General features: G+C 37.3%; 13 protein-coding genes. 4 read left to right on the forward strand and 9 right to left on the reverse strand.

Features of this window, described 5'->3' with window-relative positions; all coding sequences use genetic code 11:
• Positions 1-102: 102 nt before the first annotated feature.
• Both AC3QLY_RS03815 and AC3QLY_RS03820 read left to right on the forward strand, forming a co-directional pair.
• On the forward strand, positions 103-1356 hold the full coding sequence (locus AC3QLY_RS03815) for a hypothetical protein (RefSeq protein WP_218331100.1): 1254 nt from the start codon (positions 103-105) through the stop codon (positions 1354-1356).
• Positions 1357-1372: 16 nt separating this feature from the next.
• Positions 1373-1996: a hypothetical protein gene (locus AC3QLY_RS03820; RefSeq protein ID WP_288071171.1), complete on the forward strand. Its 624-nt coding sequence runs from the start codon at positions 1373-1375 to the stop codon at positions 1994-1996.
• 672 nt (positions 1997-2668) lie between these two features.
• Here AC3QLY_RS03820 and AC3QLY_RS03825 read toward each other — a convergent pair.
• Genes AC3QLY_RS03825 through rsfS form a run of 4 tightly spaced genes read right to left on the reverse strand, consistent with a single transcriptional unit; the run spans position 2669 to position 6639 of the window.
• On the reverse strand, positions 2669-3424 hold the full coding sequence (locus AC3QLY_RS03825; protein WP_074419090.1) for a UDP-2,3-diacylglucosamine diphosphatase: 756 nt from the start codon (positions 3422-3424) through the stop codon (positions 2669-2671).
• Between the two features lie 28 nt (positions 3425-3452).
• A complete protein-coding gene (locus tag AC3QLY_RS03830) occupies positions 3453-4094 on the reverse strand; it encodes a LutC/YkgG family protein (protein ID WP_228733180.1) in 642 nt (213 codons plus the stop codon).
• Entirely contained in the window at positions 4094-6184 is a 2091-nt protein-coding gene (gene ftsH, locus AC3QLY_RS03835; protein ID WP_492990672.1) for an ATP-dependent zinc metalloprotease FtsH, read from the reverse strand. The genes AC3QLY_RS03830 and ftsH overlap by 1 nt, the downstream gene beginning before the upstream one ends.
• A gap of 47 nt (positions 6185-6231) precedes the next feature.
• Complete coding sequence (gene rsfS / locus AC3QLY_RS03840) at positions 6232-6639, reverse strand: ribosome silencing factor (protein WP_218331098.1); 408 nt, start codon at positions 6637-6639, stop codon at positions 6232-6234.
• Positions 6640-6814: 175 nt separating this feature from the next.
• Here rsfS and AC3QLY_RS03845 point away from each other — a divergent pair, with 175 nt between their 5' ends.
• Positions 6815-7585, forward strand: a complete 771-nt coding sequence (locus AC3QLY_RS03845; RefSeq protein ID WP_228733179.1) for a biotin--[acetyl-CoA-carboxylase] ligase — start codon at positions 6815-6817, stop codon at positions 7583-7585.
• 5 nt (positions 7586-7590) lie between these two features.
• A complete protein-coding gene (locus tag AC3QLY_RS03850; RefSeq protein WP_218331097.1) occupies positions 7591-7842 on the forward strand; it encodes a CBU_0592 family membrane protein in 252 nt (83 codons plus the stop codon).
• A gap of 66 nt (positions 7843-7908) precedes the next feature.
• Here the strand turns inward: AC3QLY_RS03850 and AC3QLY_RS03855 are convergent, their stop codons facing one another.
• From AC3QLY_RS03855 to AC3QLY_RS03875, 5 genes are all read right to left on the reverse strand, one after another.
• Positions 7909-9351 (reverse strand): hybrid sensor histidine kinase/response regulator, encoded by a 1443-nt coding sequence (locus AC3QLY_RS03855; protein WP_288071167.1) that lies wholly within the window; start codon positions 9349-9351, stop codon positions 7909-7911.
• Positions 9352-9365: 14 nt separating this feature from the next.
• Positions 9366-9791 carry a response regulator gene (locus AC3QLY_RS03860; RefSeq protein ID WP_074419084.1) on the reverse strand — a complete coding sequence of 142 codons (426 nt, stop codon included), beginning with the start codon at positions 9789-9791 and terminating at the stop codon, positions 9366-9368.
• 179 nt (positions 9792-9970) lie between these two features.
• On the reverse strand, positions 9971-14347 hold the full coding sequence (locus tag AC3QLY_RS03865) for a PAS domain-containing protein (protein ID WP_075051744.1): 4377 nt from the start codon (positions 14345-14347) through the stop codon (positions 9971-9973).
• Between the two features lie 152 nt (positions 14348-14499).
• Positions 14500-14664, reverse strand: a complete 165-nt coding sequence (locus AC3QLY_RS03870) for a response regulator (protein WP_218331094.1) — start codon at positions 14662-14664, stop codon at positions 14500-14502.
• Positions 14665-14708: 44 nt separating this feature from the next.
• Entirely contained in the window at positions 14709-14924 is a 216-nt protein-coding gene (locus tag AC3QLY_RS03875) for a response regulator (RefSeq protein WP_218331093.1), read from the reverse strand.
• Between the last annotated feature and the right edge of the window lie 43 nt (positions 14925-14967).

The raw sequence follows: 14967 nt of genomic DNA on the forward strand, positions 1-14967 counted from the left end.
TGCATTTTATTTACAACCTGTACCAAACAAACTAATGATAAGTTATACGAACAAAAGAATACTTTTTTTGAAAGAATCGATTCATTAAAGCAGGTATATAGTTTGATAAATGGAAGCTTAGCTGATGAAGATTTACTGAACAGAACCATTCTCCACTTTAAAGATGATGATAATAGAACCGGTATTATTGCTGTAATTGAAAACAAGTATGGAAAAGCGTTTTGGGATTTGAGCGTAGTATTAAAAGATAAAAACGGAACCTTTACATTGGCTACTCCCATTATTAATTCGAAAAATAAAGTAACGGCATTGTTATTTGGTTCTGAAAGGAACAGGGATTATACATTTTTTAGATTAATTGATAAAGCTACTCCACAAAACTATCTGGCAAAACATGGCGATATCAAAGCCACTGCATTTACACAATCAACTTTATATGGAATTTTCAATGCCATTGAATCTAATTGGAAGCATATTGTAAATAGGGGTGCACCACAAGAAACCCAGAATAGGAATGCTGCTACCATGAGCCTTAGGCATGTAGAAATGTATGTGGCAGTTTTTACCGATTGTTGGACTTATAGTTATACTTATCCAGCAGATTCATACGGAGGTATAGGCATTGCAATAGGCACGCAGTGCCAAACCAATGCTATGTATATTGATAATGGAAGTAATTCTTCCGGCAGTTCAGGTTTAGGGGCTACAACGCCGGTACATAGTGGGGGAGGTGGAAGAGGCAGTATCACTACCCCACCGCCACCCATGTTATTAGCTGATATTAAAAACGAGTTAAAAGACCCATGTTTAAATACTGTTGCAAACAACTTAATAACTAGTACCTTCAAAAATACCGTTACAGATATATTGCAAAATATTTTTAATGTTAACGACAAATTGAATATATACTTTCAAGAAAATACAACTAGAGAAAAAGAGGCCTGGACACAACCAGGAACACTTTCAAATAGGATTTTAGATGAAATTGTATATGTTAATCCTAATTTATTACATGATGCTTCTCAGGAATATATTGCAAGTTTGTTAATTCATGAAATTATTCATACCTATTTAGATGTTAACACAACTTTAAGCGGAAACATGCAACAACACCCTGAAATGTTAAAAAATTATATCGAAAAAATGTCCTTATCATTGCTTGATTTTTATAAAAATATAACATTAGATCAAGCAAGGGCGCTTTGTATTGCCGGTTTTGGTGATCTCCAAAATTTCCAAGATTTTAATAATATTTTGGAGAGCTATGGTTTTAATACAGATCCGGCTAGCACAAGAAATATTGGCTTTTTTATTCAACCATTACAAAGCGGTTCAGCCGGCACTAAATGCAATTAAATAAAATATTTATTTTATGTTAACACAATATACTCAAAATGTAAAAATTTTATTCATTATTGCTATTGTATTTCCAATAGCCGCTATTAGTCAAATAGATTCATCACATAATATTGAAATCGAACGATTTTTAAGTAAAAATTTGCTTCATGGAGAAAAAATAATTCAAAATTTTACTAAGCCAGGTATTATTACCGATTCTAATAGAAAATATATTCGAGATACCTTGTTTAAACCATTTATGTACTTAAATAATATTGCTGCTTTTCCCAGTTTTATTAAAAATGTAGATATGGCCATTGTTATAGATTCAATAAAAAAATTTTTGCATTATAAAGGTGAGGCTTTGCAAACAGATATTAAATCTAAATATGGCAGTTGGTCATCAACCTCTTATTTTGTGCTTAAAAATAAAATTAAAAATGTACATTTTATAAAAGAAAGCGAGTATGTTTTTAATGGTAAAAACTGGTTTTATCCTGGTCTATCCTGGATTTTTTATATACCCATTTTTTTCAATAACAAATATTGTGCCATTCAAATTAGTGCAGTTTACAATGATGAAGAAACCCGAAATACAATAACAAACCTTTACATTCTTGAAAAAAGAAATAAACACTGGGTGTGGATTAAGAACTAAACAAACATTATTATAAAGGATTTAAAAAAATGGAAAGCAGTTAACAAAATTTTGAAGATTACAACTTATATTCAATTGTACCAATTTGACACTGCTGCAAGTCAGAAATTTAAGGCAAGTATCTTAATTCATGCAATTATTCATTATGTGTATTTTCGTATAGATCTGTTGTAAAACCTGAAGGTTCAGAGCAATGGACATATATATATAAAAAAGAAAAGGAAAAATGGAGTAAATTATTCCTGATGTCTAAAAGTGCATATTATTAAAGCCTAAGTTGCACATCTTTAAGTATGTGCTCTTTGGGGAGATATTTCCAATATTTCAAATTTAAGTGCCACAAAACCAGTGCATAATGGAGGTTGGGATGTTAGTATTAGCATGCCTCCACTTCACTACACCCAACCGAATGATTTAAACTGAGTAGTAAAATGATAAAATATTCTACTCTTGAACTGTACTAAAAAGGGGAAGCCTACAGTCAGTCGTACTATACACCACCTACTACAAACCCAATAACAGGTCAAATTAATATTACATAGCAACATAACGCAAAACAACCAATACTACCAAAAGCCTGTTGAATTAGAGCTTAGAGCTGTGTTAAGGAGGTGAGTAAAAAAATAATGACATAATTAATTGGGAGAACAAAAAAAGTATTTTGTTCAACTATTACTCCCATTTTTTCAAAGCAACAGTTGCCCCATCAAAAACAGCATAGGTAGAATATTGTATCCAATCGCCGAGGTTAATGTAACGGCTGTTTTCGTTTAAGGCATAATCAATAGGAAAATGCCGATGGCCAAAAATAAAATAATCGTAATGCCGCTCTGTCAACAGTTCTTTGGCATATACAATGAGCCATTCGCTTTCTTCACCCAAAAAATGATCCTCACTACTGCCTGTTTTGGCGCGGCTTTTTCTGCTTAAATAATTGGCTAAGCCAATACCCCAGGTGGGATGCAACTGCCCAAACAACCACTGACACAAGCGATTACGAAAAATTTTTTTGATGAATTTATAGCCATAATCGCCGGGGCCTAAGCCATCGCCATGACCAATATAAAAGCTTTTGCCATTCCACTCATACACCTTCGGTTCAAAATACACAGGAATGTTCAGTTCTTTTTGAAAATAATCTTTCATCCACATATCATGATTCCCCACAAATACATGTACCGGAATATCGGCATCGGTTAATTCGGCCAGTTTTCCCAATAAACGGGTATAGCCTTTGGGTACTACTGTTTTGTATTCATACCAAAAATCAAAAATATCACCCATAATAAAAATTTGTGCGGCTTGCGCTTGTATGCTGTTTAAAAAAGCAACAATTTTCTTCTCTCTAATTAAGCTGCTGTTATAATCCGGTGCACCTAAATGAAAGTCGGAGAGAAAAAATATTTTTTTATTGGGGAAATCGTTCATGCTGTTTGTGATAATAAAAAATGGATGTTTAACCGGCATCTACCAAAAAACAAAACACTTCTTTGGGACCATGTACGCCTACCACTAATGTTTTTTCAATATCAGCAGTACGGCTGGGGCCGGTTGCAAAACTAACTAACGATGGCCAATTGCCGTTGTATTTGTTGTTCAATAATTGCAATCCATCTTTTACATCAAACACCAATTGGTGCGTGTAGGCAACACAAATATGTACCGGCGTATACACACTTACCGTTCTACCACTTTGCTGTGCACTACTCAGCACAATACTTCCGGTTCGAGCTACTAAAAATTCGCAGCCGGTAATACCAGCCGGGCAGTTCGCTAAATTATTTTGTTGCAAATGGGTAAACCCATGTTGCTGCAATATTTCACTCCATGCATCTTCTCTACAATACAAAGCGGGCCATTGGCGGGCATTAACTAAGGTTTGTAATTGTGTTACCAGTTCCTGAAGGTTGGCACAAAAAGAAAACCTACCTGTTAACTGTGAAAAATTTTCAGCAAACAATAATTCCAGATCTTCATTTGGCGTTGAAAACGAAGGGTCGCTGCCTTCAGTATGCGGAAAGGGAACAGGCACCGGTTGTACCAGTGCCTGCCTTATTTTTTTAAGCATATTTTCTTTTGCGGAAGAAATTGGCATCATTATACTTCTTTTTGTTCTGCTTCCTGATTACCTGCAATACCATCACTGCTTACGGCTGGTATATTGGTAGGAGGCACCCCGCCAATAGGATCAGGTTCAATTGGGTTATCCAATATCTTTTTTTCTTCAAAAGGCCGTTTGCCAATTAGTTCTTCCACATCGCTCTTGTGCAATACTTCTTTATCTAACAATGCTTTGGCTAATTTTTCTACTTCTGCTTTCTTCTCGGTAAGTAACTGAATGGTTTTTTGATAAGCCTCTTCAATAATTTTTCGCACTGCCTCATCAATCATTTTACCGGTTTCCTCACTATAAGGCTTGGTAAATGTATTTTCCTGTGAGGGGTCGTAGAAACTAACATTTCCAATTTTATCGTTCATACCATAAACAGTAACCATGCTATAGGCAATACGGGTTACTTGTTGCAAATCGTTGGAGGCACCGGTAGAAATTTTACCAAAGAAAATTTGCTCAGATGCACGGCCACCCAGTGTCATACAAATTTGATCCATTAGCTGGTCGGTGTTGTACAAATACTGCTCTTTGGGGGTGTATTGTGCATAGCCCAATGCAGCAGTGCCCCTGGGAACAATGGTAACTTTTAATAACGGGTAAGCATATTCTAAAAACCAACCGCAAATAGCATGGCCTGCTTCATGGTAGGCAATGATTTCTTTTTCATGCGGAGCAATGATTTTGTTTTTCTTTTCCAAACCACCAATTACCCTGTCAATAGCATCTTGAAAATCAATCATTTCAACTGCTGTTTTGTTTTTACGGGCAGCAATCAATGCGGCTTCGTTACAAACATTGGCAATATCGGCGCCTGCAAATCCCGGGGTTTGCTCGGCTAATTTATAAATGTCTAATGTTTCAGATACTTTAATGGGTGCTAAGTGTACTTTAAATATGGCTTCACGGCCTTTTAAATCGGGCTTATCGATGGTAATTTGCCTATCGAACCTACCCGGACGCAGTAAAGCGCTGTCTAATACATCGGGCCGGTTGGTAGCTGCCAAAATAATGATACCAGAATCGCCCCCAAAACCATCCATTTCAACCAATAGCTGGTTCAGTGTGTTTTCGCGTTCATCATTACTCATAATTGCATTCCTGCCTCTGGCACGGCCAATGGCATCTATTTCATCAATAAAAATAATACAGGGAGCTTTTTCGCGGGCTTGTTTAAACAAATCGCGAACACGGCTGGCACCAACGCCTACAAACATTTCTACAAAATCGCTACCACTTAGGCTAAAGAAGGGCACCTGTGCTTCACCGGCCATTGCTTTTGCCAATAAGGTTTTACCTGTACCCGGAGGGCCAATCAACAAAGCCCCTTTTGGAATTTTACCGCCCAGCGCTGTATACTTTTTTGGATTTTTAAGGAAATCAACAATTTCCATTACTTCTACTTTGGCCTCATCCAACCCGGCTACATCACCAAAGTTGATATTTACTTTGGCACCTTTATCGAACAAAGTGGCTTTTGATTTTCCAATGCTGAAAATACCGCCGGCGCCACCGCCACCACCAGCGCCGCCACCCATTTTACGCATAAATAAAATCCATACTCCAATTACCAATGCCATTGAAATGAGGGTACTGAAAATAGGACCGCCAAACCAGTCGGCATCATCTGTTGGGTAGGTGGGCACTTGTTGTACTTCCGGATGGGTTTTATAGAATTGGTCCATCTGGTCGTTAAACACTTTCCAGTCGGTTACTTTAAATTCAAATACCGGAACATTTTTGAAGTCGGCGGGATTCAGTTTTCGCTTAAACTTTTCGGTATAAAATGGTTTGCTCAGGCTATCGGGTTTAATGTATACCCTCACCAATTCTTTATTACGTACCAGGTCTAATTTTTCTATATCACCTTTGGCCAGCATATTTTGTTCCATATCCTGCTGGCTGATTTTAGCTGATTCAGGCGTAAACCTGCCCCAAAAAGTAGAGCCGATTAATACAGCGAAAACAATTAAATAAATCCAATAAATATTGAATTTGGGTGTTTTTTTATTCGAACTACCATCACCCCCCCCTTTATCTGTAAATGGGAATTTGGGTTTATTATCTTCTTGTGCCATATAAATTGCGCTTCAATTTTAAGTGTTTCTCTATAAAAATATTAGGGTTAAACTTCGCTGTGAGCCGTTGCTTCCGCATCGCTCCACATTTCTTCCAACTGGTAAAATTTTCTGGCATCAGGTTGCATAATGTGCACCACTATACTCACATAATCCACCAATATCCAATGTGCCTGTTGGGTTCCTTCCTGCCTGTAAGGCAATTCGTTACATACTTCTTTTACCTGAAAAGTAACAAAATCGGCTATTGCATTTACCTGTGTGGTACTGGTAGCTTCACATATTACAAAAAAATCTGCAACTGCTTCGGGTATATTACGCAGGTCTAAACTGGTAATATGTACGCCCTTCTTTTCCTGAATAGCCCCAATAATGGTTTTAAAAATTTTTGAGTTTCTGTTAAGCCGGGAAACTTTGTTTGTTTTGCGGTTATTGATTGCTGAAAGAGGTGCCAATAATCAGGTAAATTTTAGTTATGAAATAAAGGTTTATTTGTTGAATATATACAAAACAGCTGAACAACTAAAACAGTTCAACCTATTTACGAATCCATCGAAAACTGTTGTAAAAAAACTGTTTTAAAAGGCTTCATCTGCCTGTTTATATCTTTGTGTCAAAAGTAACAATCTTTTGTCATCTAACAGCAATATATCCGCCATTGGACAACGCTGGATTGAACTCAGCACGGTTGACAGTACCAATAACTATGCCCTTGGCCTTATTAAGACCAATTTGGCGGAGCATGGTACCGCTGTTTTTGCGCAGGAACAAACTGCAGGCAAAGGCCAGCGGGGCAAAGCCTGGATAACCGAACCCAATAGCAACCTGATTTTATCGGTTATTGTACAAACCGAATTTCTGCCATTGCACCAACAATTTGTTTTTAGTGCGGCAATGGCATTGGCTGTACAAAGTTTTTTTAACAATTATACAGCAAATGAAACTGTCATAAAATGGCCAAATGACATTTACTGGAATGACAGGAAGGCAGGTGGTATTTTAATTGAAAATATCATTTCCGGAAGTGGCAGCTGGCAATGGGCAGTGGTGGGCATTGGTTTAAACATCAATCAAATCCATTTTCCAGATTGGTTGCCCAACCCCGTTTCTTTACAACAGATTACCGGTAAAAGGTTGAATTGTTTGGAATTAGCAAAAGAATTGTGCAAATATCTGAACCATTATTATCGATTATTACAAGCAGGCGCCTTTACTGAAATATTGCAACAATACAACAACTACCTGTATAAAAAAGGAGCGATGGTAAAACTAAAAAAAAACAATGCCGTTTTTACCACCACTATTCAGGGTGTTGATCAATCAGGTAATTTACTCACCGGCAATACCTTTACCAATAGTTTTAGTTTTGGTGAGGTAGAATGGATAATATCAACAAAATAACGCGCATGGCAAGTTTTAATTTGAACGATTGGATTGGCTTTACCGGTGTTTTCATACTGCTGATAGCCTATTTACTACAATTGCGCAATACCATTGGCAAAGACAGCCTTTTGTATTTGTGGATGAATATCATAGGTGCAGGCCTTTCCTGCTTAGCCAGTATATTGATTCATTATCTGCCCTTTATTATTTTAGAAGCTACCTGGATGTTGGTCTCAGTTGCAGCCTTATTTAGAAAAAAGAATTATTCCATATAATGAATGAATGATGCATACAAAACAAGAACCCATTTCATTAGTGTATTTTTTTAATACCCATATTCATTAAAATGAACGCGAAGAATGGGGTATATTTTTTAAAGGAAAAAGAAAAGTAAACTGCGCCCCCGTATTTTTATTGTTCTGTACCTGAAACCGGCCATTTAAAACAGCCGTTCTTCTTTTCATGGAAAGAAAACTACTTTGCCGGGTTAATACTTCTTCAGCAATGCCTTTTCCGTTATCGGAAAAAACAATTTTCATGTGTGTGTCTTCACGGGTTATAGATAGTACGGCTGCAGTTGCCTGTGCATGCTTTAACAGATTGTTGATACACTCCTGTATAATCCGGTAAATATTTAATTGTGCATTAAAATCAAAATAATGTTCTAACGACAAATCAACATGCGTATCAATATGAATAGCGCTGGCCTCGGCCACATTTTGCACAAGTGTTGTTAATCCGGCAAATAATCCTTTATCAATTAACTCCTTTGGCCTTATATTGCTCACAATGTCTTTACAATCACGAATAGATTTTTCTAATAAGTCTACAATATTTTCTGTAATTACATTATTTTCTTTTTCCATGCTTTTTTTCAGGAAAGAAAAATAGACTTTTAATGCAATTAAATTTTGTGTTACTCCGTCGTGTATATCAGCGGCAAAACGTTCCCTTTCCTGTTCTTCTACCGAAACAATATTGGCATAAGCTTCTTCTAAGGAGCGTTTGAGTAAGGTTTGTTCTGTTACATCGTGTGCTACCATTAATGCGCAGTTGATACCATTATATTCAATACCGGAAGTAAGGATATTCACCAGTATGATTTCTCCATTTTTTTTACGGTGACTAATTACCACTGGAGCATCCAATTTATTTTCCAGAGATGCATTCGGTATATTAGCCGAAGCAAATTTTGCAAATTCATTCCCCAAAAAAATATCGGGTATATGCAGTTTCAAAAAATTATCTCTGCTATATCCATAAACAACTTCGGCTGCATTGTTCACTTCTAATATTTCAAGCGTGTTGGGTTGATATACCCACATGGGTTGCGGACTTAACTGAAACAGATTACTGTATTTTTTTTCAGATTCCTGTAAAAGGCTTAATACTTTTTTACGTTCAATAGCATAAACAATGCTTTTGTAAATAACATCGGCTTGTAAGTCATCTTTCAATAAATAATCGGCAATACCAAATGAAAGGGATGTAATACTGAATTCTATATCGGCATATCCGGTTAAAACAATAACTGGTGTATCCCCGGCTATGGCCATGATTTCTTTTACCAATGCTTCACCAGTTTTATCGGGCAATGATAAATCGAGCAACACCACCTGAAATACATGTTGTTGTTGTAATAAAGCCGAAGCTTCTTTACAGGTAATAGCTCTTGTAACCGTTACTTCGTCAAAGCGCTCCCGTAAGTATTCATCCAGCAATAAATAATCGCCGGAATTATCTTCTATCACCAATAATGTAACTGATTTTGTGTGCTTCTGCATAGGTTTCTTCTTATTTATTCCGGGAGCGTTACAATATTCATCCAAAAATTTTCAATTTCACGTACTGCATTCATAAATTCCTGCACTTCGACGGGCTTGGTAATATAGCAATTTACATAGTTTTTGTAGGCCAATTCCACATCTGTATCAGATGAAGAGGTAGTAAGCATAATAACCGGTATTTGTTTTAAGTAATCGGTATTTTTAATGAATTGCAATACCTGGTGCCCGCTTTTTTTTGGCAGGTTGATATCCAGCAATATTAAATCGGGCAAATTATTGTTGAACAGTGCCTCTTCGCGGGTTAAAAAATCAATCGCCGCTTTGCCATCTTTGGCAACACTAATCTGATTGATTACTTTACCCGAACGCAAGGCTTCGGTGGTTAACAATACATCTCCTTCATTATCTTCTACCAACAACAAATGCAAATTTTTCATTGGGCTGAATTTATGTAAGGTAAATATATGGAATATATAACATCAGGATATATCATACTTTATATTTATTTTGTATTGTTAACCAGGATGAATATAGTTTACCGGTTCTTTTATAAAGGATTCATTCCAACAATTCTATCATTGAATTTACTGATTAAGTGTAAGATACGAATGGGCAATTAAAATATTGAATCAGATAAACTTTCCGCTTCCGGCAGCCAGCAATAGAAAGTACTGCCGATACCGGGGGTAGATGTGGCCCATATTTTTCCTCCTAAATGTTCTACTATTTTTTTTACAATGGCCAACCCAATTCCTGTGCCAGAATAATTTTCGTGCGTATGCAGCCTTTGAAAAATAGCAAATATTTGTTCTAAATATTCCTGCTCTATGCCAATTCCATTATCAGTAACAGCAAATAGCCAACCGTTTTTTTCTTGGGTTGCAGTAATATCAATAACTGGAATAATATCTTTTTTTCGATATTTTATTGCATTGTTCAGCAGATTATTAAACACCTGTAACAAACTGTTGCGGTAATTGTTCAATTCCGGCAAAGCATGAATTTTTATTATAGCACTGGTTTCTTCAATTTGTACTCTTTGCATTATACACACTTCTTCCATCAGCGCATTCATATCAATTTTCTCTTTTTTTGCCCTACTTTTTCCTACTCTTGAAAGTTCCAGTACATCTAATATTAATTGCCGCATTCTTTTGGCGCCATTTACTGCAAAGCCAATGTATTGTTTTGCCTGATCATCTAACCGGTCTTTATATTTTTGTTCCAAAAAACCTAAAAAACTGGTAACCATACGTAACGGCTCCTGTAAATCGTGTGAAGCTACATAGGCAAACTGCTCCAGTTCCCGATTACTAATGGCTAATTCATGCACGTGCTGTTGCAGCAATTGTTCTGCCGTTTTTTGGGCATGAATATCCTGAATACTGCCAAAAATTTTAACGCATTTTCCCATAGTCCATTCTGAACGGCCAATACAACGTACCCATCTTGACTTGTTTGTATAAGTAGTAATAAAAAATTCCTCATCAAACTCTGTTGCATGTTGTATGAGTTGCTGCACTACCTGTTCTAATTTCATTCTGCTATCCCCTTTAAAGAATTGAATACATTTTGAAGCAGATGGCTTATAGTTATCCGGCACTTCAAATATTTCCCGGGTAATTTCCGACCAAAACATGCTATCGTTAGTATCGTTTATCAAATCCAACTCCCAACTGCCTATTCGCGCCATTCGTGAGGTTCGCTTTGCAAGTTCCTGCAGATTGTGTTTTTCAGTAATATCCATAATAATTGAATCCCACACAATAGAACCATCGGTTAGTTTTTGTGGATTCCCAAAACCTTCATGATAACGCAGGCTTCCATCATTTAACACATACCGCCAGGTGGCATGCCAGGGGGTTAAATGGGTAGCTGATTGTATAATAGATTGTTTTACTGCCTCAATATCTCCGCCGGCTATAATGCCTTTCCAAATGGTTTGGATATCTGCCATACACTCCTCAGGTGCAACACGCCAGATACGATGTGCACCCTCACTTACATATAACAACTGATCTGTTCCATCGGGTTTTAAATGATATTGAAAAATAACACCGGGTACATTATCAGAAATATTTTTAAGGCGCAATTCAATCATTTTTCTGTCATGAATATCCTGTATACTGCCATACATACGGATACATTGGCCATTGTACATTTCTGCCTGTCCAATAACACGCACCCAACGCTCATTTCCTTTGGCTGTTATAATGGGTGCTTGTATATCAAATGGTACACCGTTAGCCATTGTTTCACTGATTTTTTCCCTGACAACAGCCTGATACGCTGCACGATAAAAACCAATGGCTGTTTCCAGCTCGGGCTGATAATCGGGCGGTACTTCATGAATGGTTTTGGTTATTTCAGACCATTGCAGTTTGTGATGTATGGGATCCAACTCCCATGCCCCCACTTTAGATAATTGTGTTGCCAACTGCAATAATTCTTCCAGATGCTGCATTTCGGTAATATCGCGGCCATACGCAAACACCAGACCATCCTCTCCAAAGGGTTGTGATGAGTTCCAGGAAATCCAACGATAGTTTCCCGATTTGGTTCGGAAGCGGTTGATGAAATTATTAGATTTTTGATTACCCAGAATGGTTTCTGAAAAGTCCTGTTGGGTTGCTTTCAAATCATCTGGGTGTATAAATTCTGAAAATGGCTGGGTAGTTAGTTCTTCTTCTGTATAACCCAATAAAGCACAAAATGCCGGATTTACTTTTGCAAAATAGCCATTAGGTGCCACAATGGCCAAAATATCGGTTGCCGTTTCAAAAAACAATTCCAGTTGTTCTTCCTGTTGCCTGCGCACTATTTCTGCTCCCAAAAAATGGCTTAATGGCTTATATAGTTTTAGCTTAATATCTTGTTGCTTAATATTGACGTTACTGGTAAACAAGAGTACCCCAACCAATTGATCAAAATCAAATAAGGGCAGTGCCAGAGCCGATTTCAGTCCGACTCGTTTGGCTGCTTCTCTGCGAACAAAAGACTCATTTTCATCTATATTATCTAGCAACTGCCATTGTCCTGATTCCCAAACCAAACCCGGAATTCCTTCTCCTCTTTTGAATGCTTTTTTGCCACTTGCATGCGTATAAAATAAAGCTGACTGCTCATCGGCTGGAAAACTTGCTGTTAGTTGCAAAAAAGCCTGATTATAATTGAGCAACCAAATTTCTGCAGTTTTAAAACTGCCAAATTCTGCCAGGTATCGCAATACCTGGCGCATTTGCTCTTGCAAGCTTAAGTGCATTTTAAAGAACTGTGCCACCTGCTGTTGCACCTGTTGTTGTATAACAGTTGTTTTAGATTCAGAAATATCACGTAAAACGCCAATCATTCTAACGGGATGGCCCTGACTATTACGAACCAGATAGCCATTTTCTTCTACAAAAGCATAAGAGCCATCAGCACGCCTAAAGCGAAATTCTTTTTGCCAGCGATCCTGATTTGGATCTTTTAAAAACCCTTCCCAACCGACCTGGTGAATTTCTGCATCATAAGGATGCATCAGGATAGCCCAGTCAATCAGCCGGAAAGATTGTTCTTTTTTCGAATGCCCAAAAATGCGGTAAAAACTATCGCCCCAATAAAACACATCATTTTGAACATCCCAATCGTACATAGCATCGTTGGTGGCTTTATTCATTAACTCATAACGTTCATTCGTTTTTTGAATATGTTCCAGATATTCAAACTTTACCAGCAATACACTGATTAGGCGTTGTGCCCTGCTAATGGCTTGTGCTTCAATATTCGTTACTCCCTTATTACTATCAAAATATACCAATAAGTTTGCAATAGGTTCCCCTTTGGAATTTAATACCGGCTGCGCCCAACAAGAGCCCAAACCGAATTGCTGTGCCAAACCGGTAAAATTTGCCCAGTGCGCCTCAGTAAGCTGGTGAGTAGCAGTTGTTTTGTTTTGAGCAGTAGCGGTATTTGTGTGTACGCCCGATTCATCGCCAATGGCCATGCCATTGATGGTGGCAATATAGGCCTCCGGCAAAGAAGGCGAAGCCATATTGAATAGCTTGCCATCTAATACCCTTAATACAGATGCTTTGAGGTTAGGAAAAACAGATTCCAACTGCAATAAAAACTTTGAAAGCAAATCCGGCACCGTTATATCTTCCCGAAAACTGAGCGTCATTGCTTCTTTTTCAATTCTATCCAATTCACGGTAATAATGCTCCACTGTCATATCCTGAATAGCGCCTACTACTCTGATGGCCACACCGGCTTCATTTCTTTTAATGATTGCCCTGTCGCGAACAAAGGCATATTCTCCATTTGCTTTTTTAAAACGAAATTCTTTGAGCCAGTTGGTTTCGTTGGTATGAAATACTTTCTGCCTGAAATCGCTAAAAATTTCCTCTCGCTCCTCAGGATGATACAATGAATTGAAGTAATCATTATTACTTACTGTTTCCTGATTAGGCAATCCAAAGTTCCTAGCAAAATCTTCGCTTAAATACATTGCATGGGTTAACGGGTTGTAATCCCAAACACTTTCGTAGCCCGCCTGCAAAACCATCTCCAACCGTTCATTGGTTTCCTTCAATATATTTTCTGCCAACACAGTGGCAGTTATATCTTGAAACACACCCACCATTTTTATAGGGGTAGTCTTTTCATCGAATAATATTCTTCCTGTAGAACGTATGTATTTTATATGACCATTTTTAGTAACAAATCGCTTTTCGATTTGATAGGGATTACTGTTTTCAATAGCTTCCTGTATGGCATGTAAGGCATCTTGCCGATCATCGGGATGAATCATTTCTATCCCTTTATCAAATGTTACTTCAAATGCCTGTGGTTCATATTCTAATATTTTAAATACACCATCGCTCCAATACAAAACATTGGTAACCAGATTTAATTCCCAACTTCCGGTTTTGGCCAATTCCTCGGTTTGTGCCAACAATAATTTTTCTCGAGCAGTTAAATCGGTTAAAGGCTTCGTATTTTTTTTATCCATTGTATATTGCTTATGAATGGCCTATAAAAAAATTGGAGTGGTAATAACCAAAACATTTATGCTATTTTAACCACTACAAATTACATCATTCCCTTTTTTTAGAAAAAAACAGTACCCTATTTCCCGTTTGTGCTGTTATGAAACAGCATTGCTTAACCCATCTGCGCAGGCAATTGCACCAAATTAATCCAGAAATCTTTTATTTTCAATACAGCAGCCATAAAATCTGCTATTTCAATGGGTTTTATAATATAACAATTGGCATATTTGCGGTATGTGCTTTTAATATCTGCTTCTAAAGCAGATGTGGTGAGCATAATTACGAGTATTTGTTTGGTACGTTCTGTATTTTTAATGAATTTTAATACCTGATGCCCGTTTTTTTGGGCAGGTTAATATCTAATAAAATTAAATCAGGAAAGTCTTCTAGTAATCCGTATTCAAAAAAATGAATGGCCGGCTCACCATCACGCAACACCGAAATAGTATTACTGATTTTACCTTCCCGAAGAGCTTCCATCGTTAACACATTATCGCCTTCATTGTCTTCTAACAATAAGATGTTGATGGGTTTCATGTGTTCAGGTTTTGTTCATCAATACCCTTGCCATTGGTAAGGT

The organism is Hydrotalea sp. GW822-HT8A01 (assembly GCF_058798575.1).